Origin of the sequence: Cellulophaga sp. 3_MG-2023 (assembly GCF_030546975.1) — a bacterium.
Taxonomy (GTDB): domain Bacteria; phylum Bacteroidota; class Bacteroidia; order Flavobacteriales; family Flavobacteriaceae; genus Cellulophaga.
Map to the genome: position 1 here is coordinate 483,436 of NZ_JAUOPS010000001.1, position 24,499 is coordinate 507,934.

At 30.9% G+C, this 24,499-nt stretch carries 22 protein-coding genes; 16 read left to right on the forward strand and 6 right to left on the reverse strand.

Annotated features, from left to right (window positions below; genetic code table 11):
- Positions 1-39: 39 nt before the first annotated feature.
- Complete coding sequence (locus Q4487_RS01910; protein ID WP_303542746.1) at positions 40-1,116, reverse strand: hypothetical protein; 1,077 nt, start codon at positions 1,114-1,116, stop codon at positions 40-42.
- Positions 1,117-1,306: 190 nt separating this feature from the next.
- Here Q4487_RS01910 and Q4487_RS01915 point away from each other — a divergent pair, with 190 nt between their 5' ends.
- Positions 1,307-2,062, forward strand: coding sequence for a LexA family transcriptional regulator (locus tag Q4487_RS01915; protein WP_072302072.1), 756 nt, complete (start codon positions 1,307-1,309; stop codon positions 2,060-2,062).
- A gap of 10 nt (positions 2,063-2,072) precedes the next feature.
- Here Q4487_RS01915 and Q4487_RS01920 read toward each other — a convergent pair whose 3' ends face one another.
- A complete protein-coding gene (locus Q4487_RS01920; protein ID WP_072302073.1) occupies positions 2,073-2,534 on the reverse strand; it encodes a small multi-drug export protein in 462 nt (153 codons plus the stop codon).
- A gap of 215 nt (positions 2,535-2,749) precedes the next feature.
- Between Q4487_RS01920 and Q4487_RS01925 the strand changes: the two genes are divergently transcribed.
- The 11 genes from Q4487_RS01925 (at position 2,750) to Q4487_RS01975 (ending at position 15,402) form a co-directional block, all read left to right on the forward strand.
- On the forward strand, positions 2,750-3,076 hold the full coding sequence (locus tag Q4487_RS01925) for a DUF6660 family protein (protein ID WP_303542750.1): 327 nt from the start codon (positions 2,750-2,752) through the stop codon (positions 3,074-3,076).
- Positions 3,077-3,164: 88 nt separating this feature from the next.
- Positions 3,165-7,490, forward strand: coding sequence for a CusA/CzcA family heavy metal efflux RND transporter (locus tag Q4487_RS01930; protein WP_303542752.1), 4,326 nt, complete (start codon positions 3,165-3,167; stop codon positions 7,488-7,490).
- A gap of 1 nt (position 7,491) precedes the next feature.
- Positions 7,492-8,682 (forward strand): efflux RND transporter periplasmic adaptor subunit, encoded by a 1,191-nt coding sequence (locus Q4487_RS01935; RefSeq protein ID WP_303542754.1) that lies wholly within the window; start codon positions 7,492-7,494, stop codon positions 8,680-8,682.
- A gap of 4 nt (positions 8,683-8,686) precedes the next feature.
- On the forward strand, positions 8,687-9,097 hold the full coding sequence (locus Q4487_RS01940) for a Fur family transcriptional regulator (protein WP_303542756.1): 411 nt from the start codon (positions 8,687-8,689) through the stop codon (positions 9,095-9,097).
- Positions 9,098-9,142: 45 nt separating this feature from the next.
- Positions 9,143-11,080: a heavy metal translocating P-type ATPase gene (locus Q4487_RS01945; RefSeq protein ID WP_303542758.1), complete on the forward strand. Its 1,938-nt coding sequence runs from the start codon at positions 9,143-9,145 to the stop codon at positions 11,078-11,080.
- 16 nt (positions 11,081-11,096) lie between these two features.
- Complete coding sequence (locus Q4487_RS01950; protein ID WP_303542760.1) at positions 11,097-12,191, forward strand: hypothetical protein; 1,095 nt, start codon at positions 11,097-11,099, stop codon at positions 12,189-12,191.
- A gap of 135 nt (positions 12,192-12,326) precedes the next feature.
- Positions 12,327-12,923: a Crp/Fnr family transcriptional regulator gene (locus Q4487_RS01955; protein WP_303542838.1), complete on the forward strand. Its 597-nt coding sequence runs from the start codon at positions 12,327-12,329 to the stop codon at positions 12,921-12,923.
- A gap of 71 nt (positions 12,924-12,994) precedes the next feature.
- Positions 12,995-13,624: an NAD(P)H-dependent oxidoreductase gene (locus Q4487_RS01960; RefSeq protein ID WP_100896092.1), complete on the forward strand. Its 630-nt coding sequence runs from the start codon at positions 12,995-12,997 to the stop codon at positions 13,622-13,624.
- Positions 13,621-14,070 carry a DMT family transporter gene (locus Q4487_RS01965; protein WP_100896091.1) on the forward strand — a complete coding sequence of 150 codons (450 nt, stop codon included), beginning with the start codon at positions 13,621-13,623 and terminating at the stop codon, positions 14,068-14,070. The genes Q4487_RS01960 and Q4487_RS01965 overlap by 4 nt, the downstream gene beginning before the upstream one ends.
- Complete coding sequence (locus Q4487_RS01970) at positions 14,067-14,822, forward strand: GNAT family N-acetyltransferase (RefSeq protein ID WP_303542765.1); 756 nt, start codon at positions 14,067-14,069, stop codon at positions 14,820-14,822. The genes Q4487_RS01965 and Q4487_RS01970 overlap by 4 nt, the downstream gene beginning before the upstream one ends.
- Complete coding sequence (locus Q4487_RS01975) at positions 14,806-15,402, forward strand: Crp/Fnr family transcriptional regulator (RefSeq protein ID WP_303542767.1); 597 nt, start codon at positions 14,806-14,808, stop codon at positions 15,400-15,402. The genes Q4487_RS01970 and Q4487_RS01975 overlap by 17 nt, the downstream gene beginning before the upstream one ends.
- On the opposite strand, the gene Q4487_RS01980 is transcribed toward Q4487_RS01975, so the two are convergent.
- Positions 15,403-16,116 carry a pirin family protein gene (locus Q4487_RS01980; RefSeq protein WP_303542769.1) on the reverse strand — a complete coding sequence of 238 codons (714 nt, stop codon included), beginning with the start codon at positions 16,114-16,116 and terminating at the stop codon, positions 15,403-15,405. It lies immediately after the preceding gene.
- 149 nt (positions 16,117-16,265) lie between these two features.
- Between Q4487_RS01980 and Q4487_RS01985 the strand changes: the two genes are divergently transcribed.
- Positions 16,266-17,201 (forward strand): EamA family transporter, encoded by a 936-nt coding sequence (locus tag Q4487_RS01985; RefSeq protein WP_100896087.1) that lies wholly within the window; start codon positions 16,266-16,268, stop codon positions 17,199-17,201.
- A 109-nt stretch (positions 17,202-17,310) separates the two neighbouring features.
- The gene (locus Q4487_RS01990) at positions 17,311-18,864 is read left to right on the forward strand and encodes a DEAD/DEAH box helicase (protein ID WP_198519440.1); all 1,554 of its coding nucleotides are present in this window, start codon (positions 17,311-17,313) and stop codon (positions 18,862-18,864) included.
- Positions 18,865-19,475: 611 nt separating this feature from the next.
- On the opposite strand, the gene Q4487_RS01995 is transcribed toward Q4487_RS01990, so the two are convergent.
- Entirely contained in the window at positions 19,476-20,810 is a 1,335-nt protein-coding gene (locus Q4487_RS01995) for a serine hydrolase (protein WP_303542773.1), read from the reverse strand.
- An 87-nt stretch (positions 20,811-20,897) separates the two neighbouring features.
- On the opposite strand from Q4487_RS01995, the gene Q4487_RS02000 reads away from it, so the two are divergent.
- Positions 20,898-22,376 carry a M14 metallopeptidase family protein gene (locus tag Q4487_RS02000; protein ID WP_303542775.1) on the forward strand — a complete coding sequence of 493 codons (1,479 nt, stop codon included), beginning with the start codon at positions 20,898-20,900 and terminating at the stop codon, positions 22,374-22,376.
- On the opposite strand, the gene Q4487_RS02005 is transcribed toward Q4487_RS02000, so the two are convergent.
- Both Q4487_RS02005 and Q4487_RS02010 read right to left on the reverse strand, forming a co-directional pair.
- On the reverse strand, positions 22,373-22,540 hold the full coding sequence (locus Q4487_RS02005) for a hypothetical protein (protein WP_157811133.1): 168 nt from the start codon (positions 22,538-22,540) through the stop codon (positions 22,373-22,375). The two genes, Q4487_RS02000 and Q4487_RS02005, sit on opposite strands and share 4 nt — an antisense overlap.
- 165 nt (positions 22,541-22,705) lie before the next feature.
- Positions 22,706-23,806, reverse strand: a complete 1,101-nt coding sequence (locus Q4487_RS02010; protein WP_303542777.1) for a VWA domain-containing protein — start codon at positions 23,804-23,806, stop codon at positions 22,706-22,708.
- Positions 23,807-24,019: 213 nt separating this feature from the next.
- On the opposite strand from Q4487_RS02010, the gene Q4487_RS02015 reads away from it, so the two are divergent.
- Positions 24,020-24,481: a (2Fe-2S)-binding protein gene (locus tag Q4487_RS02015; RefSeq protein WP_303542779.1), complete on the forward strand. Its 462-nt coding sequence runs from the start codon at positions 24,020-24,022 to the stop codon at positions 24,479-24,481.
- Positions 24,482-24,499 lie beyond the last annotated feature (18 nt).

Below are 24,499 nucleotides of genomic sequence, written 5' to 3' on the forward strand. Positions count from 1 at the left end.
TTTTAGTTTTAGGCTTTTAATCTACTAATCTTAAGTTAGTTATTCTTTTTCAAAGAAATATTCGTAAACATCTATTTCTACACCATCATAAGAATCTGATTCTGTAATTTTTAAATTAGAATCAGAAATTTCTAAAGGACCATCTAGGCCTAACTCTCCGTTTTCATATGTTTCAGCATCTATTTCATCACCATAATCATATACATCAGAAAAATTAACTATGGTAATTCTATTTTCTTCTTCATTGTAAGCCCATTTACCTTTAGCGTTATACGTGTAGCTTGACTCTTGGTAAACAACTCCACAATTAGCTTGACTTTCTTGATTGTTTAAGTATTTCTCAGTTTGAGAATTATTCATTTCAAAAGTGCCATCATTGTTAAATTTTATATTTATAAAGTTTATTTTATGACACTCATCAACAGAATATTCTTCATTACAGATAGTAGAAGTATCAGAGTCACAATCTTCTTCTTTTACTTTAAATTCTTTTCCGTTTTCAATTTGTTTTGTATAGTCCCAAGAGCCAACTAAATCACTATTACCACCCCAAGCTTCAATAGTTACGCAAACTTCTGTAGGTTCGCTAATGTTGCCTTGTGCATCGTATAAACAAATAACATAGCAAAAAGTACCTGCTGTAACAGTTTCAGCTAAGTTTACTTCAATAATAGCATCGTTTTCTTTACCTGCAGATTTTCCTTTTAAAAAGTTTCTATTTTTCTTAGTTTGTTCGCCTTTACCAGAAACGTAAATTTCATCTCTTGGAACATCAAAATAAGAATCTGCCATTCCGTTTTCATCTTTTAACTGTATGTAAGCACCTGTATAATCTGAAGCAGAATTAAATTCAATTTCAAAGCCTTTTTTTTGAAAAGCAGATTGTTTGCTGTAATCCATAGTAAACTCTAAACCACCAGTAGGAGTAAGAGTTCCTGTCTTTTTAGTAGCTCCTTCTATAATAAAGCCAGATGTTACACTGTTTATTTCTAAAGGTTCGTCTTCTTGCGCATTAATTTCAGCATCATTATTTTTTGTAGAGGAATCGTCATCAGACGAACAAGAGAAAAAATTTAGTGCTAAAAAGCACACAAGCATAATGTTAACTTTTTTCATATTATATTTAATTAAGTTTCTAAGTTATTGCAAACGTACGTAGGATTATTTTAGTATTAAAACGTAAGGTATTTCTTCTTTTTTTTATCAATGAAATTATGCTTGGTTTTATTTTCTTCATAAAATAATATTAAATTGGATTTAATCCAATTTACGTGCTGGATTTATTCCTTAATTTGTATATTAGCGTATGGGAAAAGAGATTACAATAGAAATAAAGCGTTTTATAGAGGTGCGTAAAGACCTTAATTTTACTCAACCAGAGTTTGCAAAATTACTAGGTATTTCAAATACAACGGCAGATATAGAGCGTGGACGTACAAAGTTGTCTGGTAAAGTTGTTACAGAACTATTAAAGCAATTTAAAATAAATCCGTTATGGCTTTTTGGAGACAGTGATCAGCAATACTTATCTGCAAAAGAAAATAGTGTTATTCCAAAATTTGTTACGGTAGATGCTGAAGATCGAGAAAATATGGTGCTTGTTAATGCTAAAGCAGCAGCTGGTTACCCACAAAATATACAAGATGCAAGTTGGTATAAACAATTACCTGCGTTTGATTTGCCTATTCCAGAATTTAGAAATGCAACCTACAGAGGATTCCAAGTAGAAGGAGATAGTATGTTGCCTAATTTATATCCAGGAGAGTGGGTTTTAGCTAAGGCTACAGAAAGTTTAGACGATGTTAGTGCAAATAAAATGTATGTAGTTGTTTTGTATGATGCTGTATTGGTTAAAAAAATAGAAAAAGTACCAAACAGTAACTCCGTTTCTTTAATTTCTTTAAATGAAACATATCCTCCTTATCAAGTAGCTAACGATCAAATACAAGAGCTTTGGCAAGTAAATAGTAAAATCTCTTTTGGTTTAGATACTACTACAGAAAAAGGATTGTTAAAAGAATTACAAGAATCTATGGAAGAGCTTAAAAAAAGAATAAAGTAATAGCAGGTGTTTACAAAGACATACCGTGCATAGCTAAATAAGTAGCCACCCATATAATAACAGAAGAAAAGAAGATGCCAATAGTATTTGCTAAAAAAGCTTTCTTTTTTTCTATTTTAAATAAGTAAGTAGCAATTGTACCTGCATAGACGCCTGTGCCAGGTACAGGAAGCATTACAAAAAAGATAAGACCCCAAAAGCCATATTTTTTAATCTTGTCTGCAGATCCTGTTTTTGCTTTACGAGCAACAAAAATAGCTCCTTTTTTGTACACACGCCACTTTAATAAGTAGTGGTTTATTTTGTGTAAAAAGAAAAGCATCATAGGAAAAACAAGTACATTAGCAGAGAAACACAATACAAAAACAACATAGATGTTTAAGCCATTGTACATACCATAAGGGATACCAACTTTGGCTTCACCAAATGGGGATAAACTCCATAATATTGCTATAATGTATTCTGTAATCACTTTTGGTTAGGTTTTAATTTGCAAATTTAACATTACCATTTTAATAATAAACATATTATAAACATAAAAAAATACTAATTTTTAGGTTTTATAATAGCATCTATAACGTGTCTTTGGTCGTGATAGTATCTTTTTTTTTACAATTAGAATTTAATACGTGAGATTTTTTTGCTTTTGCAACAACATTGCATTGTAAAAGTTTATAAGTTTGTAGTGTGAAAGTACTAACAATCATATTATCATTATATATTCTAACACTAAACTTTATTCCTTGTGAAGACAGTGCGGTGCAAGACCCTACTGATACAGCAGAGTTAGTACAATCTTCGGTAGATGACCACGGGCATATAGATATATGCTCCCCTTTTTGTCAATGCCATTGTTGCCACATAAACGCAACATATTATAAAATGGCAGAAGTAAAATTGCCTACACAAGAGATTTCTGCAAATCTTATCCTTCATTTTAATAGTTTAGGAAAAGATATTTCTCGCTCTTTTTTACAACCTCCTAGGCTTAATACAGCTTTTTTAATAGGATAACTATATCCTGTTTTAGGCTTTTTTAAGTCATTTGTTTGATGATTAATTCTAAAAATCGTCAAAAGTTTAACTGTATTAATACTTTTTTATGATTAATAAAATCATTGATTTTTCAATCAATAATAAATTTATAATAGGCTTGTTTACACTTGCCATTATAGGTGCAGGTATTTGGAGTGTTACCAAAGTACCTATAGACGCCGTACCAGACATTACAAATAATCAGGTGCAAGTAATTACGCAAGCACCAAATTTAGGAACCGAAGAAATAGAACAATTTGTTACGTACCCAGTAGAACTGGCAATGAGTAATTTGCCAGATGTTAAAGAAATACGGTCTATTTCTAGGTTTGGTTTATCTGTTGTTACTATTGTTTTTGATGATGCTGTAGGCACGTATTTACCACGACAATTGGTATCTGAAAAACTACCAGAAATACAAGAGCAAATTCCAGACGGATTTGGTAAACCCTCAATGGGACCTATATCTACTGGTTTAGGGGAAATTTACCAATATACCTTAGAGGTAGAGGAAGGGTATGAGAAAATTTTTGATGCCACAAAACTAAGAACGTTACAAGATTGGATTGTTAAACGACAAATGGCAATGGTGCCAGGTGTTGTAGAGGTAAATGCCTTTGGAGGTAAAATAAAACAATACGAGGTTGCAATAAACCCTAGTGAACTTACGGCTATTGGTCTTACTATTTCAGATGTTTTTGAAGCCTTAGAAAATAACAATCAAAATACAGGAGGCGCTTATATAGAAAAAAATCATCAAGCTAACTTTATAAGAGGTGAAGGTTTGATAAAATCTATAGAAGATATTGCCCATATTGTAGTAAAAAAGGAAAACAACATTCCTATTAAAATTAAAGATATTGCTACAGTAACTATTGGTAGTGCTGTACGTTATGGAGCTTTAACTAAGGATGGAAAAGGTGAAGCTGTTGGCGGTATGATTTTGATGCTGAAAGGCGCAAACACCAACGATGTTATAACAAATGTTAAAGACCGAATTGTACAGATACAAAAATCGTTACCAGAAGGTGTATCTATAAAGCCTTTTTTAGATAGAAGTGAGCTTATAACAGAGACAACAAGTACTGTAACTAAAAATTTATTTGAAGGTGGTCTAATTGTAATATTTGTATTAGTATTACTTTTAGGTAATTGGCGTGGTGGCTTAATTGTAGCATCTACTATTCCACTTTCTCTACTTTTTGCTTTTATATTAATGAATGTTTTTGGTGTATGGGCTAACTTAATGAGCTTAGGCGCTATAGATTTTGGTATTATTGTAGATGGCGCTGTTATTATAGTAGAAAGTACTGTCTTTTTAATAACATCACAAATACTAAAAAGAAAAAAAATTAGTGCAACGGATAGAGATGAAATAGCACGTTCTTCGTCTAAAAAAATGATGAATGCAGCTTTCTTTGGTCAGCTAATTATTTTAATTGTTTTCATTCCTATTTTGGCGTTAGAGGGTGTAGAAGGTAAAATGTTTAAACCAATGGCTTTGACATTTATTTTTGCAATGGTTGGTGCAATGATCTTGTGTTTAACTTATGTTCCAATGATTTCGGCTTTGTTTTTAAGAGCACCAAAGAACGATAAGCTTTCGTATGGTGATAAATTTGTGCATTGGGTAGAAGATAGATATCAACCATTGCTTGAAAAATCATTAAAAAAAGGAAAATTAATTTTATGTGTTTCTATTGCTTTACTGGTTGCAACAGTCTTTGTTTTTACAAAAATGGGAGGCGAATTTATTCCGCAATTAGATGAAGGTGATATTGCTTTTCACGCCATACTTAAACCAGGTAGTTCTTTAACTGAAACAATAGAAACTACAACTAAAATAGAGCAAATTGTAAAAGCAAAATTCCCAGAAGTAAAAACTATAGTTAGTCGTATTGGTGTAGCAGATGTACCTACGGATCCTATGCCTATGGATATTGCAGATGTTTTTGCTATTCTTAAAGATCCATCAGAATGGACATCGGCTTCATCTAAAGAAGAATTGGTAAAAAAAATTAAGAAAGAAGTTAGTCTAGTTCCTGGTGTTAATTTTGAGTTTACGCAACCTATAGAAATGCGATTTAATGAGTTGCTCACAGGTGTTAGAGAAGATGTCGCCATTAAATTATTTGGAGACGACTTAGGTATTTTAGCCTCTAAAGCAGAAGAAATAGGAAAGTTAATAGCAGGCGTAGAAGGTGTTGCAGATATGAAAGTAGAAGCAACAACCGGACAACCACAAATTTCTATTAATTACAACCGTAGCAAACTAGCACAATATGGTTTGCATATAACTACTTTAAATGGTATTGTAGAAACTGCTTTTGCAGGTAAAAAAGCAGGTGTAATTTTTGAAGGTGAGAAACGATTTGATTTGGTTGTGCGGTTAAATAAAGACAACCGAAGTGATATTACAGATGTAAAAGACTTGTTTGTAAACTTGCCTTCAGGATTTCAAATTCCGTTACGCGAAGTAGCAGATATAAGTTACAAGCCTGGTCCAATGCAAATTAGTAGAGACAATACCAACCGTAGAACTTACGTAGGTATTAATATTAGAGATCGTGATGTTAAATCGGTTGTATTAGATATACAAGATATTTTAGATGAAAAATTAAGCCTACCTCCAGGGTATTACCTAAGGTATGGTGGTGCTTTTGAGAATTTAGAACGCGCAAGTAATAAATTAAAAACAGTAGTGCCTTTAGCGCTATTACTTATTTTTATTTTAATCTATTTTGCATTAAAGTCCTTACCACAAACATTAATGATTTATGTGGCTATACCAATGGCAACCATTGGTGGTGTATTTGCATTATGGCTTAGAGATATGCCTTTTAGTATTTCTGCAGGTGTTGGTTTTATTGTTCTTTTTGGAGTAGCTGTGCTAAATGGTTTGGTTATGGTTAGTGGTTTAAATGAACTAAAGGAAGAAGGTGTTACCAATTTAAAAGACCGAATTATAGAGGGAACCAAACGTAGAATTAGACCAATTATGCTAACTGCATTTACAGATGTTTTAGGTTTTTTGCCAATGGCAATTTCATCTGGAGCAGGAGCAGAAGTACAGCGTCCGTTAGCAACTGTAGTTATTGGAGGTTTAGTAACAGCAACATTATTAACCTTGTTTATTTTACCAATTTTATACCATTGGGTAGAAGAAGGTAAGTTTAGACTTAAAAAGAAACCAACTGTGGTTATTGCGTTATTTGTATTGTTCTTTTTATCATCATTTGGATTAAAGGCGCAGGATGCTAAGTTGGTACAACAAGAAATTGGTTTAGAACAGGCAGTTTCTTTATCAGCTACATATTATCCGTTAATAAAACAAAATGCTTTAGAGGTAGATAAACAAGTACAGTTAAAAAGTAGCGTAGTAGACTTAGGAATAACTTCTGTTTTTACTGGTGGTGAGGAAATTAAAGATGAATCCGGGATTTACACTCTTGTGGGGTTTGGGCAATCTAATATAGATATTTTAGGAATTTCATCTAAAAAGAAAGTACAAGAGCAGCAAATACAGCTAGCTAAAAAGGCATATAAACTATCATTATTAGAGGTAGAAAAGCAAGTTAAACTTGCCTGGGCAAATGCTTTGCAGGCTAAAAAGAGGTTTCAGTTGTATACAGAGTTAGACTCTATTTATGTGAAATTTGATAAAGCTATAAGTCTAAATTATGAGGTAGAGGCTATTTCTAGATTGGAGTATTTGGCAGCTAAAAGTCAAGCTTTAGAGGTTAAAAATGAGTACAAAAAGGCAAGTGCTAATTACAATGTAGCTCTATCACAGCTAAACTTATGGTTACCTAGTGATTTATTTTATGGTGTTACAGATGAATTTAATTTACCAGTTGTAGAAGAGCAACCAGAGTTTAAAAATCACCCGCAATATACAATGTTAGAGAATGCAGTATCATTAGCAGATGCTAATTATAAAGCGGCTAAAGCTCAAAATTTACCAAAGTTTAACCTTCAAGGCGGAATGCAACGGGTAAATGGTACTTCTGGTTTCTACAGTTATCAAGCAGGTTTGTCTATTCCGTTTCTATCAGGCGTAACTAAAGCACAAATTAAAACAACTAAAATTGATAAAGAAATTGCAGCTTCTAAAGCTACTTATGCTAAAAAGCAGATGGAATCTGAATTTTATCAAACTATAGAAAACTATAAAAAATGGAGTTCATCATGGTTGTTTTATAAAGATCAAGTTTTGCCATTGGCTAAAGAACAGCGTAAAGGAGCTTTGTTTGCATATAAAGAAGGAGCTTTGGATTACAACGGTTTTACACAATTAATAAAAGCAGCTATACAAACAGAATTAGATGCACAATCTGCATTTAAAAATTATATGAATAGTTTGTTTCAAGTTCAATATTATAATCAAAATTAAGATGAAAAAATATATTTATATAACAGTTCTAGTATTGGCAATTGGTATTTCTAGTTGTAAGAATACGAGTAGTACCAAAGAAAATCATTTAGAGGATACTCATAAAAAAAGCGAACAGGGAGAAGATGATCACGAAGAAGAAGTGATGTTAACAGCACGGCAATTTATAGCCTTACAAATGGAGATTGACACATTAAAAAAACGTACTATAAGTGGTTTTGTTGAAGCAAATGGGCAATTAGAGGTTCCTCCACAAAATGAAGCTTCTATTACAGCAACTATAGGTTCTAATGTAGTTTCTATAAAGGTTATAGAAGGAGATAAGGTTCGTAAAGGGCAAGTTGTAGCTTATTTGTCGCATCCAAATATTATTCAATTGCAAACAGATTATTTAAAGGCATACAGTAACAGTAATTTTGTAAAACAGGATTTTGAAAGACAAAAAAAGTTGTATGATGCTGGTGTTGGTTCTGGTAGTACATACCAACAAGCAGAAGCAAGTTATAATGTATCTAAATCTTTAGTAAATGGATTAGGTGCGCAGTTGCAAATTTTAAATATAAATGTTGCAAGTGTTCGTAAAGGGAACATTTTTAAACAAGTGCCATTATTAAGTCCTATAGAGGGTTATGTACAAAAAGTAGCAATTAAAACTGGTCAATATGTAGACCCACAAACCCAGTTGTTTGAGGTTGTAGATACACACCATATACATGCAGATTTAATGGTTTTTGAAAAAGATGTGCATAAGGTAAAAGAAGGTCAAATAGTAACTTTTAGTGTGCAATCTGTACCAGGAGAACAGCTAACTGCTAAAATTATATCTGTTGGTAAAACTTTTGAAGAAAACCCTAAAGCAGTACATATACACGCAGAAATTGAGAATAAGAAAGACAATTTAATACCTGGTATGTATATAGAAGGTAGAATAGAGACTGATAGTAAAAAGGGAATAGCACTACCAGAAAGTGCCATTGTTAAAGACGGAGAACGATTTTTTGTGTTTTCAGTAGAAAAAGAAAATGAAGATTGGATTTTTAAGCCAGTAGAAATTTCAAAAGGAAATACAGTAGATTCTTGGGCAGCTGTAAATTTTTTAGTAACTATAGATTCTAATACCAAATTTGCTTATAATAATGCATATTATTTATTGGCAGAAATGAAAAAAGGAGAGGCAGAACATAGTCATTAAACATATGAAAACTATAGAGCAACACTTAGCAAAAAAAGGAATTAGGGTAACAGCAATGAGACTCTTAATTTATAAGTTTTTAGCAGAAAAAAAGAGCGCTGTTACACTTAGTGATATAGAAAATGCTTTTGATAAAGTAGATAGAACTACTTTATATAGAACAGTAAAAACGTTTGAAAGTAAAGGTGTTGTTCATCAAATAAATGATGGGTCTACAGGAACTAAATATGCTTTATGCGAAACAAATTGTAAGTGCGAACTGGAAACAGATTTGCACTTACACTTTCATTGTAATAATTGTGAAGAAACGGTCTGTTTAACAGATCATAAAATTCCACAAATAAAAGTTCCAGATGGCTTTATTGCAGAAAATGCAAATTTGGTAGTAAAAGGAATATGTAACAAATGTAGTTAAGTCCAATGCACTATTGTTGCACGTATATTTTATAGAAATTTGAATATGAAAGAGAGAAAAGAGTTAAAAGATCTAGAAAAAAATACACACAACCATACACACAATCACAGTCATTCTAATGCAAATTCTGGTATAAAAGTATATATACCAGCAATAGTTAGTTTTGCTATGCTGTTTATTGGTATTGCAGCAGACTATTTTAACTTTGTTTCCTTTTTTAAAGGATGGGTACGAGTAATTTGGTATACAGTTGCTTATTTACCGGTAGGTTTACCAGTTGTAAAAGAAGGCTGGTTAAGTATAAAAAAAGGAAATTATTTTACAGAATTTTTACTAATGTCTATTGCTACAATAGGCGCTTTTGCAATAGGAGAATATCCAGAAGGTGTTGCCGTAATGCTTTTTTATGCTGTTGGTGAGCTGTTCCAAAGTGCAGCGGTAACAAGAGCAAAAAGCAATATACAAGCATTGTTAGATGTTAGGCCTAAAGAAGCCTTAGTGTTTAGAGATAGCGAATATGTTTCTGTTTCACCAGATGATATAAAAATAGGAGAAACAATACAGGTAAGATCTGGAGAAAAAGTACCAGTAGATGGTATGTTGTTGTCTGCTAAAGCATCTTTAAATACAGCTGCTATAACGGGTGAAAGTAAACCAGATACAATTGGTGTAAATGATGCAGTGTATGCAGGTAGTATTAATTTACAAGACTTAATAGAGATAAAAGCTACTAAAGAATTTAAAGATAGCTCTATAGCGCGTATTTTAGAGTTGGTTCAAAATGCTACGGATCGTAAATCTAAAACCGAATTATTTATTAGAAAATTTGCAAAAGTCTACACACCAATTGTTGTGTTTTTGGCTATTGCTTTAACCTTGTTTCCGTATTTTTTTGTAGATAATTATGTGTTTAAAGATTGGTTGTATAGAGCACTAATTTTCTTGGTTATATCTTGTCCTTGTGCATTGGTTATTTCTATTCCTTTGGGTTATTTTGGAGGATTAGGAGCAGCATCTAAAAATGGAATTCTATTTAAAGGGGCTTCCTTTTTGGATACAATGGCAAAGGTAAATACATTGGTTATGGATAAAACGGGGACCATAACAAAAGGTGTGTTTAAAATTCAGGAAATCCATACTTTAATTATGGAAGAAAAAAAAATGATGCAGTATGTACTAGCATTAGAAGCTACATCTACACACCCAATAGCACAAGCACTTTTAGATTATCCGTTAGATGAAACGTTTAAAGCAACAGATACCCAAGAAATTGCAGGAAAAGGCTTAAAAGGTATTGTTAATAATAAAAAAGTTTTGGTAGGTAACGCGGCCTTATTATTAGACTATAAAATAGATGCATTAACAGAGATAGAGGATATTGTAGAGTCTAGTGTTTTAATAGCAATAGATGGCCAATTTGCAGGTTATGTTATTATCGCAGATGAAATTAAAGAAGACGCAAAAGAGACTATTTCTGAAGCTTATAAAGTTGGCGTAAAAGATTTTTATATGTTTTCTGGAGATAGAGATTCTATTACTAAAAAAGTAGCAAAAGAAATTAATGTTCTAAGAGCTAAAGGTGGTTTGTTACCAGAGCAGAAGCTTAAAGAAGTTGAAGAAATTATGACCAACCCTAACGCTGTTGTAGCTTTTGTTGGTGATGGTATTAATGATGCTCCTGTGCTTGTCGTTAGTGATGTTGGTATTGCAATGGGTGGTTTAGGTAGTGATGTTGCTATAGAAACAGCAGATGTTATTATTCAAACAGATCAACCTTATAAAATAGTGCAAGCTATAAAAATTGGTAAATCTACAAGAGCAATAGTATGGCAAAACATAGCATTAGCTTTTGGAGTAAAAATTATTGTTTTGCTTTTAGGAGCTGGTGGTTTAGCAACAATGTGGGAAGCTGTTTTTGCAGATGTTGGTGTAGCTTTATTGGCAATTTTAAATGCAGTTAGATTGCAACGAATGAAGTGGTAAAACAATATGTTAGTGTATGAAAAATATAGAGAAAACATCACCTTTTAATATTACTAATCAGGAGTTGAGTTTTGGTGTTGTTACTACATTAGAAACTAATAACGAGATATCAGTAAAAAGTAGTATTTGTTGTAAGGAACAAACTTTATTGGCTAATTATATTTATAATGAAGACGGAGGATATAATTTAGTATACACTATTATAGATGACAATGGAAAGGTAGAAAGCTTTATAGAAGATGATGGCATTTTACCAAGCTTATTTCTTAGTCCGTCTTTAGAAAACTATGTATCTGTTGTTCCATATCATCCAAATAAAGAATTAGAAGTTAGTATACCTATTTTTAATAGAGAAGAAACTAAACTACCTAAAGGTAATAGACCTTTTACAGGTAAGTTTATTGGAGTTTATAATCAGTTTTCAATATTTTATGACGTAGATATTTGGAACGACAAAAAGCCAGACAAACTTTTAGCAATAGAATTTAAAAATGGTATTCTAAAAAAGAAGCATAATAAAAAGGTTCCACTCCCAAGAAACAATAACATATTTATAGGTAGAGATGAAATACATTTGTTAAGTAGCAAAGGTAGTACGTGGTTACATAGGCAAATAGATGAAAAAGGAGTTGAGTTAAGAAGTAGAGAGCTAAATGCTACTACAAATTATTTTAGGCAAATTATTAGTCTATCTTTTGAGTCTAACTCTTACGTTTTAAGTGAAGAAGAAGGTAAAATTAGTATAGAAACTATAACGCCAAATAATGTTTGTACCTCTAAAACTCTAATAGATATTAAAGATAGGTTTTATAATACTTGGAACCCTGTACAAATTAATGAAAATACTTTTGTAGTTAGGTTTAATACGGAATTTGGTAATGGATGGATAACAATAAAAAATGATGAAATTTTAGAACTTTTTTATAGTAAAGATGTAAAAGGTTACAAAGACTTGGTTAATAATATAGTATTAGAGTTAAAAGAGTCTAATCTAATTTTATCTAGCGTAAATAAAACAGTAGAAAATGGTTATGCTATTGTGTTTTATCCTGTTGTAGATAGAAAAGAAAAGAATAAAAAAGTATTAATTTTTCAAAAAATAATATTCTAAAATTATCTTTTTTATGATAAGAGTTAGTAATTATATAAATAAAAATAATATTATTTGTAGGTTAATTCAATTTAATAGGTTGAAATAGTTAAGTTTTTATAAAATTAATGAGTTGCTTAAATATAATAGCTTTTGATGGAGGATAAATACATTTCAGAACTAAGATTAAAATTTGAAAGTTATAATCAAATCACCGAAGAATCTTGGAATTTAATAAAGTCAATAGTTACATTTAAGGAATTACAAAAGGATGATGTTTTACTTGAAAACGGACAGATTGCTAAAAACATATATTTTGTATGTAAAGGAGCCTTAAGGGCATATGTTACAGATTATAATGGCAACCTGTATAGTAAAAATATTTTTTTAGAAACTGATTTTGCTGGATCAACAGTTTCATTTTTACTAAATAAACCTTCAAGTTTTACCATAGAAGCTATAGAAAATACTACTCTTATTAGTATTAATTACAAAAAATACAGACATTTTATAGATACAAATAGTGATTTAAAAAATATGTATATCGCTTATTTAGAAAATAACTGGGTTGTGGAAAAAGAAGAAAGAGAAGTATCTCTTGTTATGGAGAATGCCACCAAGAGATACTTGGACTTACTATTAAAGCACCCAAACATTCAAGAAAGGATAAAACAATCTTATTTAGCATCTCATTTAGGAATTACTCCAACTCAACTTAGTAGAATTCGTAAAGATTTAAAAAATAATTTTTAGAATCAACATATGTAAATGCCAGAGGTTTTTTTCCGTAATAGTTTTGCTTTATAATTTAAAACAAAACTATTATGGAATATATAAAAAACTTAAAATGGCGTTATGCAACTAAAAAATTTGATTCAACTAAAAGAGTATCTCAAGAACATTTAAATCAATTAAAAGAGGCTATAAAACTTACACCATCTTCATACGGGTTACAATTATATAAAGTTATAATTATTGAAAAAGCTGAATTAAAGAAGAGATTAAAAATCGCCTCTTGGAATCAAGACCAAGTTACAGATGCATCTCATTTGATTGTTTTTTGTAATTACACCAGCGTAAGCGACCAAAATATAAATGATTTTATAAAGCGTACTGCAGAGACTCAAGGTATTGATGCAACAAGCTTAAATAATTACGGAGATTTTATAAAGGAAAAATTAAAAGAAATGACAGTATCTGAAGTCTTTAATTGGACCTTTAGGCAGACTTATTTAGGGTTAGGGATTTTATTAAGTGCATGTGCAGAATTAAAAATTGATTCGTGTCCTATGGAGGGTTTTGAATCTAAAAAGTATAATGACATATTAGAGCTTTCTGAACAAGGGCTAAATGCCGCTGTAATTGCAACTATTGGTTATCGTTCAAGCGAAGATTATACGCAAAATCGTTTAAAAGTTAGGAAATCGTTTAATCAATTATTTCAGGTTATATGAATCAGACTACTTTTTCTGTTTTGGCAATAATTGGAGGTGTGTTTTTAGCAGCTCAAGGAGCTTTAAATTCAACTTTAAGTGTTTTGTTAAAGAATCCATTATTAGCATCTGTAATTGCTTTTTTAACTAGTACAATTTTTGCCATAATTTTTGTGTTACTTAGTACTAAAAGTTTACCTAATGCGTCAGACTTAAAGCAAATACCTATTTATCTATGGTTTTCAGGAGGTTTGTTTAGCGTCTTAGGAATAAGCCTGTACTATTATACTATTCCTAAATTAGGAATATCTACAATGATATCTTTTGGCTTATTTGGACAGTTAACATTCTCTATTATTGCAGGGCATTTTGGATGGTTAAATTTACCATTAGAACCTTTAACATTTAAAAGATTATTAGGGTTTTTCGTAATGATGTTTGGAATTATTTTAATTAATATAAAATGAAAAAAGAACAAGACTTAATAAATAGTAACTTAAATAATTTAATATCACTGTGGAGAACCGTTGGAGTTGCATTTGGTTCCTATAAGAGAGAATTGAACTTTGAGTATTGTGAGATTAAAGATTCTGAATGGCCAAATAGATTATGGCTACAACAAAATATAACACAGGGAATAGTAGATGAGTTAAAAATAAAATTAACAACTATTTCAAAAAATATAACGGTTCCTTTATGGAACATTTATGATAAAGATGATGATACTATTTTAATACGTAATGGCTTTAGGTTAAAATTTGAGCAAGTGGGTATGTTCTTAAAAGTTAATAAATCCTTTGTTATCAATAATAATGTAAAAATAAAACAGGTTACAAGTATTAACGATACTAAACTTTGGTCGACTATATTTGCTAAGTCATTTGGGTATAAAATTAGTCCTATTACAATACAAGAAACATTAAAAAACATTATATATTATATTGCGTATAAAGACGGAGTTGCTGTAGGTACGGCTATGTTATATAAAACTAACAATGTAATGGGGATACATTCTGTAGGTATACCGCCAGAAATGAGAAGAAAAGGATTTGCAGAAAGTATTATGAAATTACTTATAAATAAGAGTATAGAATATAAAGTTGAGTATATAACTTTACAAGCCTCAAGTATGGGGAAAAACTTATATTTAAAATTAGGTTTTAAAGATCAATTCGTGATTAAAAATTATATTTTAGACCAAAATGTTACAAAACTTTAAAACATATCTTTTTGATAAAATGGGAGTGGATACTACTACCTACAAGCAATTAGAGCCTCACATAAAAAGTAAAGTTGTTTTTAAGGGAGAACAAATTCTAAAATATGGCGATGTATGTCTGCATACATTTTATGTAGAAAAAGGTGTTTTACGCTTGTACGGATTAGATGAAAATGGCAAAGAAAATATTCTGCAATTTGGTACAGAAAATTGGTTTGTTACAGATAGAGATAGTGTATATTTTAAAGAACCATCAAACTATTTTATAGATGCTTTAGAGGATACAACTGTAGTATTATTAGATGAAGATTTTATAGAGTTAGTAGCAAAATTAAATCCTTCATTTAGAAAAAAAAATGAAAAATTACTACACAATCACATTCGTCATTTAAACAGAAGAATACATTTGCTTTTAGGAGCATCTGCAAAATCAAGATATTTAGAGTTTGTAAAATTGTATCCAGATGTTTTGTTACGTGTTCCACAGTGGATGATTGCTTCCTACTTAGGAATAACCCCAGAGAGTTTAAGTAGAATACGTAAAGATTTAGCTAAGCAGAATAGTATACCTAATCAGTAATTAAAAAAACATAGGAACTTCCATCAGTAATAATTTACTGTTTTTACTAGCATTTATGGTAATACTGTCTGTTTCCCAAAGACCAAAACCATCACGCTTATTTAACTGTTGATTTTCAATTTCTATATCACCCTCTAAAACAAAAGCATATATACCATTGCCCTTTTTGTTTATGGTATAGGTAGTAGTTGTATCATTAGTAAAATCACCTAAATTAAACCAAACATCTTGGTATATCCATACACCGGCATCTTCTTTATTAGGAGACAATATTTGGTATAACTTATTAGGTTTATGTAGATCTGCTGTAGAAATTTGATCATATCTAGGGTTAACATTTTCTGTATTAGGAATAATCCAAATTTGCAAAAACTGAACAGCTTTATCTAGGTTTTTGTTATGTTCACTATGCATAACTCCAGTACCAGCGCTCATAACTTGTATGTCTCCTTCTTTAATTACTGTAGAATTACCCATATTGTCTTGGTGCTGTAAATCGCCCATTAATGGTATAGAAATTATTTCCATATTTTTATGTGGGTGAGTTCCAAAGCCTCTGCCTTCTGTAACGGTATCATCATTTAATACACGTAATGCACCAAAATTCATACGTTCTGTATCTTGGTAATTAGCAAAGCTAAAGGTGTGGTAAGAGTTTAACCAACCGTGGTTTGCGTGTCCTCTTGTATCTGCTTTATGTAGTATTGTTTTCATAACCATATGTTAGTATAATGCAAATTTAAGTACCTATACTATATTTTACATTGATGTATGTTAAGAACTTATATTAAGACTTTATTTTACTCTTATAAACTTAAAAGTTATACTTATTTTTGTGCTTTTCTAAACTAGTTGTTTTTATAATGAATAAATCCTCTAACACCACCTTAATAATACTGGCTTTTTTCTCTATTTATGTAATTTGGGGATCTACCTATTTATTAAATAAAATTGCTGTAACAGAGTTGCCACCTTTTATGTTAGCGGCAATACGTTTTATTACTGCTGGTTTACTAGTTTTTATTATAAGTAAATTTTTAAAAATAGAAATAAAAGTAACAGCAAAACAATTGCTAAATACAGTAATAGCTGGCTTTTTATTTTTAGCTTTAGGAAACGGAGTAGTGGTGTGGGCTTTACGTTATGTAGATAGTGGTTTTGCTGCATTAGAAATATCTGCACAACCACTAGTGGTTTTATTGTTAATGAGAATTTTTCAGGGTAAAAAAATAAAACCAATGTCTATTGTTGGTGTTGTTTTAGGCATTATTGGTATCTACTTATTGGTAAGTCAAAAACAAGTTGTTAACCAGGAAGGATCTCTTTTAGGTATGATAATGATATTTATTTGTATGATTAGTTGGTCTAGTGGTAGCTTGTTTGTTGCTAAGTATGACTTGCCTAAAAATTATTTTGTAAATACTGGTTATCAAATGTTATCAGGTGGTTTCTTTTTATTAATTGCTAGTTTTTATTTTGGTGAAACTTGGTCATTACCAACAGAATGGGAAGGAAAAACACAAATGGCAATGCTACTTTTAATTGTTTTTGGTAGTATAGTTGCATTTACCTCTTTTAATTATTTATTAAAGTTTGTATCACCAGAAAAAGTTGCAACTTCTACCTATGTAAACCCAATTATAGCATTACTTTTAGGATGGTATTTTTTAGATGAAACTATTACAGCACAATCTGTTGCGGCCGCAGTAATACTTTTAACAGGAGTTTATTTTATTAATACCAAGAAAAAAATTATGATATTTTCTAGATTCTCTAACCGAATAGGAAAAAAGTCTTAATTTTTACTATATCTATATTTTTTTGAAATTTGTGAATAGTTTTTTCGCTAATTATTCGTTAAAAGCGCGCTAAAGAATGTATTTTTGCAGCCCAATAGAAATGGATACTATGACGAAGACTGCTTTCGAATTACAAGAAAAGAAGACAGACAAAGAGCTTTATGACTACCAAAAAGGAGCTTTAAATGAGATTTTTGAGCGCTTTGAGTCTGCTCCAGATGACCATCATTTACTATACCAATTGCCTACAGGTGGTGGTAAAACTGTTATATTTTCTGAAATAGTAAGACAGTACCTTAAGCACCACCAAAAAAAGGTGTTAATTATGACGCACCGTGTAGAACTGTGTAACCAAACGTCTAAAATGTTAGATAGTTTTGGTGTAATTAGTAAGGTAGTAAACAGTACAGCAAATTTAGATGACCAAGAAAGGTATAGTTGTTTTGTTGCAATGGTAGAAACCCTTAACAATCGTTTAAATGATGATATGTTAGATATATCTGACATTGGTCTTGTAATTATTGATGAGGCACATTACAACTCTTTTACTAAGCTTTTTAAATTTTTTGATAAATCTTTTATTTTAGGAGTTACAGCAACACCTTTAAGTTCTAACAAGAACTTACCAATGAAAGATAATTATGATGAGCTAATTACAGGTGAAAGCATTGGTTCTCTTATAGAAAACGAGTTTTTGGCTCGTGCAGAAGTACACCAATATAATATGGGATTAACATCGTTAGAAATTGGTTCTAATGGTGATTATACCGTAAAATCTTCAGAAGATTTATACTCTAGCACAGCAATGTTAGATAAGCTTATGGAGGCTTATAAAGAGCATTCTAAAAATAAAAAGACACTTATTTTTAATAACGGTATTAACACATCTATACAAGTATATTATACTTTTAAAGATGCTGGCTACCCTGTAATGCATTTAGATAATACGGCCACAAAAAAACAGCGTAAACAAATATTAAACTGGTTTAAAGAAACTCCAGATGCCATTTTAACATCTGTGAGTATTTTAACTACTGGTTTTGATGAGCCTACAATAGACACTATTATATTAAACAGAGCAACCAAATCTCTTACATTGTATTATCAGATGATTGGTCGTGGTTCTCGTATTTTAAATAATAAATCTAAATTTACGGTAATAGATTTAGGTAACAATTACCATAGGTTTGGACCTTGGGGAGCAGATTTAGATTGGCAAACAATCTTTAGTAACCCTAATTTTTATATGGATCGTTTAAAGAACGATGAAGATATAGAAAGTACCTTTAAGCACGAGATGCCAGAGGAAATTCGTGAGCAATTTGCAAAATCCGAAGAGGTCTATTTTGATATAAAAGAAACATATGTAAGTGCCGTTTCTGGAGGTGAATCGTCTAAAGTAGTTTTAGAACGTTCTATAGAGCAGCACGCAAAAATATGTATAGAAAACAGTGAAGATGTTTATGATGCTCTTGCTTTATCTAAAATATTAGATGGTGATATAGATCACCGTATACAAATGTACGCAAAGTGTATAAGCAGAAGTACATTTAACTTTTTGAGTTGGTTAAAAGATGATTACAAAAAGAGATTAACAGCTTATTTAAGAGAGAATTTTGATAGAGATTTTGAAAAAATACACGGTTATCCACCAGAAGATTAATTTTCTAAATCTATTAATATTAAAAGTGTTCAATAATTATTGAGCACTTTTTTTTTTGGTATAAATAATAGGAATATACTAAGTGATATTTTTTTCATTAAAAAGTATTTAAAATGAAAAAGAGTCTTGTCGGCAAAAACAAGACTCTTTTTACGAGAACACTATATGAAAATGAAAAATTTATTCTTTTTTAATAACACTACTAATATATATAGACTTTAAAGGTTTTAAAATTTTATGTTGTAAAAGAGCTCTTTTTTGTGGTCAAAATAGAAGTTTATGTTGTGGGACTCTTTGTGCTCTTAATTTCGTTATAAAAAACAATTATTAGGTCTACAGAAAAATGGTTTCTTTTTTGGAGTTAAAAATAACTTGAAGCTAATTAGTGTGTTATATAAAAAGCTTTTAAAATGAAAAAGAGTCTTGTCGGCAAAAACAAGACTCTTTTTACGAGAACACTATATGAAAATGAAAATTTTATTCTAACTTACTATACAGCAAATATATAGTGATTGTAAGGTTTGTAAAACTTTATGTTGTCAACGTGTTCTAATATGTGGTTAGTGTAGATAAGTATGTTGTAGGCTTATCTATACTTTAAACTTATTCTATTATTTTACTGCTTTAACAACAGCTCCTAAAAAGCCATTTAAGTCAAAAATAGGATATGTTGCAAGTCCGGTTCTTACAACAACTAAATCTTTAGAAGGTATTACAAAAACATACTGTCCCTGGTAACCACTAGCGTAATACATATCTTTAGGAACATCAGGGAACCTGCCTTCTGCATTTAACCAAAAATGACCACCGTAAGTACCGTCTGAGTGTGCAGTAGGTTTAGAAACATAGTCTACCCACTCAGAATCAAAAATTCTTTCCCCATTCCAATTTCCTTTGTGTAAGTATAGTAATCCAAATTTAGCCCAATCTCTAGTGGTTGCCCAGCCATAAGAAGAACCTACGTAATTACCTTCCATATCTGCTTCAATTAACATAGAGTGCATTCCTATTTTATCTATTAAACTAGCATAAGGAAAATCTAAATATTCTTGATGAGTTTTAAAATTCTTTTTTAATAAACCAGATAATAAGTTAGATGTACCTGAAGAATAATTCCAAATTTCTGTTGGTTTAGCAATAGCTTCTTTTTTTTGTTGAACCAAAGTCATATCAGACTCTAAAAAAAGCATTTTAGTAGCATCAGATATTTCTGTGTAGTTTTCATCCCATTCTAAACCACTTTGCATACGCAGTAGATGATTGTAAGTGATGTTTTTTCTTTCGTCATTTTGCCACTCAGGAATAGGAGCTAATTGGTTAACGTTTAATTTTCCTTTACACTGCAATATTCCGTATAAGGTAGATACAATACTTTTTGTCATAGACCAACCTAAAATTTTAGTATCAGCCGTAAAACCGCCAGCATAATTTTCTGCAATAATCTGGTCTTTGTAAATAACAATTGTACTTCTTGTTTTTTGAATATCTGGGTTAGAAAAACCTATATCTATAGCTTTTTGTAATGCAGTATAGTCTACGGTAGTAAATACAGTGTCTTTTTGTTTTTTATCGCCATAAGGAAAAGGCAAACTAGTTTTTGTAAAATTTCTATGTGGTTGTAGCGTAAACTTAGTTGGGTCATAATCATCATTAATTAAAACAGCCCCTAAACCATCTCTGTAAACCGCTTTACGCGTCATTAATCCAAAAACTGAAGACGTAGCACTTTTGGTATTTTTATCAACCTTAGAGTCTGCTAATTTTATTAATGGTACATTGTTATCTACGGTATTAATTTCCTCAGCTGTTCTATCTGCAATAAAAACATTAGATGCCATGTTTTTAACTGCATAACCAGAAATCATATTTAATTTTGGATAATTGTAAACAACGGCTACAATTACAACAACTAACAAAACAAGTAATACTCTTTTTAAATTTTTCATTTTAGAATGGGTTAATCTCTATTTCAAAAATAGTGGATTTTACTTAATACCATTCATTATCTTGCAGTAATATAAATTAATAATAGTATGAAGTCTTTAGTCCTTAGCATTGTGGTTGCTTTAAGTGTTGTATTTAATAGTTATGCGCAACAAAAAGAAATAACTAGTAGTTTATATAGTACTTATGATACATATAAAGAAGGTAGTTTAAAAGGGCGTAGAATTAAACATAAAAGCATACAGCCATTATTGCAGAAGTTTGCAAACAACACTAAGTTTAAGGTTGCTAAAGTAGGAGAGTCTATAGAAGGACGTAGTATATCTTTGGTAAGTATTGGTACAGGTAAAATTAATGTCTTTTTATGGTCTCAGATGCACGGAGATGAGCCTACAGCTACACAAGCTATTTTTGATATTCTTAATTTTTTAAATGCAGATTCTTTTACTGATGAAAAAAAAGAAATATTAAGTAACTTAACTTTACACTTTTTACCAATGCTTAATCCAGATGGAGCAGAGTATTATACTCGTAGAAATACTTTAGGTATAGATATAAATAGAGATGCTTTGCATTTACAATCTCCAGAGGGTAGGGTTTTAAAAAGAGTTAGAGATAGTCTTAAGGCAGATTTTGGCTTTAATTTACACGACCAAAGTACGTACTACAATGCAGAGCGTACAAACAAACCTGCAACTATATCTTATTTAGCACCTGCTTATAACTACGAAAAAGATATTAATAGCGTACGTGGTAATGCTATGAAGGTAATTGTGTTTATGAATAGCATTATACAAAAATATGCGCCAGGACAAGTAGGGCGTTATAATGATGATTTTGAACCGCGTGCTTTTGGTGATAATATACAAAAATGGGGTACAAGTGCTATTTTAATAGAATCTGGTGGTAATTATGATGACATAGAGAAGCAAGAAGTACGTAAGCTAAATTACGTATCTATATTATCTGCTATATACACTATTGCAAATGGGTCCTATGCTAATATTCCTATAGATGATTATAATAAAATCCCTGAGAACGATAGAAAAATGTTCGACTTAAAAATGACTAACGTTAGTTATAATTTGTTAGGTAAAACATACAAGTTAGATATAGGAATTAACCATACAGAAATAGATAACCCTAAACACACCGAGTTTTATAATTTAGGTAGAATAGCAGATCAGGGAGACTTATCTACCTATTATGGGTATTTTACTTTTAATGCAAAAGGTTATACTATAGTACCTGCAAAAGTATATCCTAAAACAATAGCTAATTTAGATCAGTTTTTAGGTTTAAATGCACTTTCTCTTTTAAAGGAAGGTTTTATGTATATTCCTGTTGCTACAATACTTAGTAAAGGTAAAAGTACCAAATTACCCTTACATATAGTTAATACTGGTTATGTATTACCTAAAACGTTACGATTAACACCTGGTAAAAATCCTAATTTCTTTTTAGAGAAAAATGGTAAAATTGCTTACGCAGTTGTTAATGGTTATTTAATAGATTTAACTACAGGTAAAGGTACTTTTACAAATGGTTTGGTATTAAAAAATGATTAGTACCCAAATCCAGTAATTACTTGTTGTGGGTTTCTAAGTATTGCAGTTAGCATTGTAAAACTAATTAATACTATGCTAATAAATACACTTATTACAAATGCTTTGTAAATTGCTGGTTTGTTGCCAATGGCACTTTCGTGGATAATTTCTTTTAGTATTCCCATTTTATTATATGTTATAGTGTTAGTAATTGGTTTGCAATTGCATTTCGTATAAATACTAATTGCTTGGTATATTATTAAAACAACTATAGCTAGGAAAACCCTACTTTTTAGGCAAAAAAAAAGAGCTTCTAAATTAGAAACTCTTTTTAATTCATAAAATTAATATTATAGACCGCAACCACCAGTAAAACCGTCTGCGCTAAATTTGGTTTGTACAGCGCCTTCTCTGTTTTGTTTTTTAACTTGTATTACCAGGTTACTTGTGCCACTACCATCTCTTTTAGGAGTACAGTACTCAAATAAGTAAAAACTATTAGCTCTTTCTGATATTTTAGTAGAAATCTCGTTAAATGTAGTTTCTAACTCTTCTTTATTAGTGGCAAATACACTAAATGTTTTACCAAGTTCTTTTAAAACTTCAGTATCAATTTCACTACCCAAACCAATAGAAAAGAAAGATATGTTAGGATCTGCATCTGTTACCTTTTTTAAGGCAGCAGCTTTAGTGTATCTAGACGCTTGGTCTGTACCATCTGTAAATAAAACTACAGACGCTGCGCCAATAACATCTTTTGCTGTATTATCTTTTAAATATTTACTAGCTAAATCTGTAGATCTTATTGCTGCCCCATATAAATCTGTAGAGGCATCAGAACTAATTTTGTCTGTAATACTTTCTATAGCAGCAATTAACTCGTCTCTAGAAGAAGTTAAAGGGTTTAGTTCATGTAATTTATCTTCACCATCAAACCAATGAATACTCATTTTAAAAGAGTCACTTTTTTTGTCTTCTTCTGGCATTACATTATTTATAAAACTAATAGACGCAGCTTTTAATTCATCTAAACTACTATCTAATACACTTTTACTTAAATCTAATACAAGTAATGTGCTGTTATTAAATATTTGTCCGTTAGGAGATATATCTTTTGAAGACTCGGTAGTAGATATTCTATTAAAACAGTCATCATTTCTACCTTGTTCATATATTGTAAAGTCATCTTCTACTAAGCCAACTACAGGGTTGCCGTCTGCGTCAGATACTTTAAAAAACACTGATACTTTAGAGGGTTTAGCTGTGTATTGTTCTTGTATAGATAATATTAGATCATTCTCGCCAAAACCAAGGCAATCATCTACGGTTGTTCCTTTTCCTAATTCACCTTTATCGTTAAAGTCAAACTTTACATCATCGTCTGCATTACCGCAAGAAATAAATAAAAGTGTTAGGCAAAAAAGTGAAAAAATCTTCCAATTCAATTTCATATATAATAATTTATGTTCATTAATGTTAACGGCTGTAAACGTACAAAATTATAGACCTATTAAAGCAAACGCTGTTAAAAAATGTTAAGGTTTTACATTAAATAGTTACAGAGCTATTAATAGTTATAATAGTGCCACTCAATACTTTTTTTTTAAGTAAATTGTCATTGCTAATGATTTACCCTTATTACTAATCTTCTTAAATCAAAAAATATGCCAACATATAACCTTCAGATTAACGGAAAAAAACAACAAGTAATTGTAAGTGAAGATACTCCATTGTTATGGGTATTAAGAGATCATTTAGACTTGGTAGGTACTAAGTTTGGTTGTGGTATTGGGCAATGTGGTGCTTGTACAGTGCATATTAATGGCAATGCGGTACGCAGTTGTTCTACTCCAATAAGTGTAATAGCAGAAAAAGAGGTTACTACAATAGAAGGCTTGTCTGCAGATGGTACACATCCTGTGCAAGAAGCCTGGAAAGAGGTAGATGTGCCACAGTGTGGCTATTGCCAAGCCGGGCAAATTATGACGGCTTCTGCTTTTTTATCAAAAAATACGAGTCCTTCTTCAGATGAAATTAAAAATGCAATGCACGGTAATATTTGCAGGTGTGCAGCTTACAATAGAATTCATAAAGCAGTAGAAGTTGCTGCAACTAAATTAGTTTAATAACAGTTAAAAGCAACA

Excerpts from the sequence above, each read along its gene's own strand:
- Q4487_RS01940 (WP_303542756.1), top strand. The coding sequence starts at position 8,687 with ATGAAAACTATAGAGCAACACTTAGCAAAAAAAGGAATTAGGGTAACA.
- Q4487_RS01915 (WP_072302072.1), top strand. The coding sequence starts at position 1,307 with ATGGGAAAAGAGATTACAATAGAAATAAAGCGTTTTATAGAGGTGCGT.
- Q4487_RS01910 (WP_303542746.1), bottom strand. The coding sequence starts at position 1,116 with ATGAAAAAAGTTAACATTATGCTTGTGTGCTTTTTAGCACTAAATTTT.
- Q4487_RS01975 (WP_303542767.1), top strand. The coding sequence starts at position 14,806 with ATGTTACAAAACTTTAAAACATATCTTTTTGATAAAATGGGAGTGGAT.
- Q4487_RS01960 (WP_100896092.1), top strand. The coding sequence starts at position 12,995 with ATGGAATATATAAAAAACTTAAAATGGCGTTATGCAACTAAAAAATTT.
- Q4487_RS02005 (WP_157811133.1), bottom strand. The coding sequence starts at position 22,540 with ATGGGAATACTAAAAGAAATTATCCACGAAAGTGCCATTGGCAACAAA.
- Q4487_RS01995 (WP_303542773.1), bottom strand. The coding sequence starts at position 20,810 with ATGAAAAATTTAAAAAGAGTATTACTTGTTTTGTTAGTTGTTGTAATT.
- Q4487_RS01990 (WP_198519440.1), top strand. The coding sequence starts at position 17,311 with ATGACGAAGACTGCTTTCGAATTACAAGAAAAGAAGACAGACAAAGAG.
- Q4487_RS01945 (WP_303542758.1), top strand. The coding sequence starts at position 9,143 with ATGAAAGAGAGAAAAGAGTTAAAAGATCTAGAAAAAAATACACACAAC.
- Q4487_RS01965 (WP_100896091.1), top strand. The coding sequence starts at position 13,621 with ATGAATCAGACTACTTTTTCTGTTTTGGCAATAATTGGAGGTGTGTTT.
- Q4487_RS01935 (WP_303542754.1), top strand. The coding sequence starts at position 7,492 with ATGAAAAAATATATTTATATAACAGTTCTAGTATTGGCAATTGGTATT.
- Q4487_RS01985 (WP_100896087.1), top strand. The coding sequence starts at position 16,266 with ATGAATAAATCCTCTAACACCACCTTAATAATACTGGCTTTTTTCTCT.
- Q4487_RS02015 (WP_303542779.1), top strand. The coding sequence starts at position 24,020 with ATGCCAACATATAACCTTCAGATTAACGGAAAAAAACAACAAGTAATT.
- Q4487_RS01980 (WP_303542769.1), bottom strand. The coding sequence starts at position 16,116 with ATGAAAACAATACTACATAAAGCAGATACAAGAGGACACGCAAACCAC.
- Q4487_RS01930 (WP_303542752.1), top strand. The coding sequence starts at position 3,165 with ATGATTAATAAAATCATTGATTTTTCAATCAATAATAAATTTATAATA.
- Q4487_RS01955 (WP_303542838.1), top strand. The coding sequence starts at position 12,327 with ATGGAGGATAAATACATTTCAGAACTAAGATTAAAATTTGAAAGTTAT.
- Q4487_RS02010 (WP_303542777.1), bottom strand. The coding sequence starts at position 23,806 with ATGAAATTGAATTGGAAGATTTTTTCACTTTTTTGCCTAACACTTTTA.
- Q4487_RS01950 (WP_303542760.1), top strand. The coding sequence starts at position 11,097 with ATGAAAAATATAGAGAAAACATCACCTTTTAATATTACTAATCAGGAG.
- Q4487_RS01970 (WP_303542765.1), top strand. The coding sequence starts at position 14,067 with ATGAAAAAAGAACAAGACTTAATAAATAGTAACTTAAATAATTTAATA.
- Q4487_RS02000 (WP_303542775.1), top strand. The coding sequence starts at position 20,898 with ATGAAGTCTTTAGTCCTTAGCATTGTGGTTGCTTTAAGTGTTGTATTT.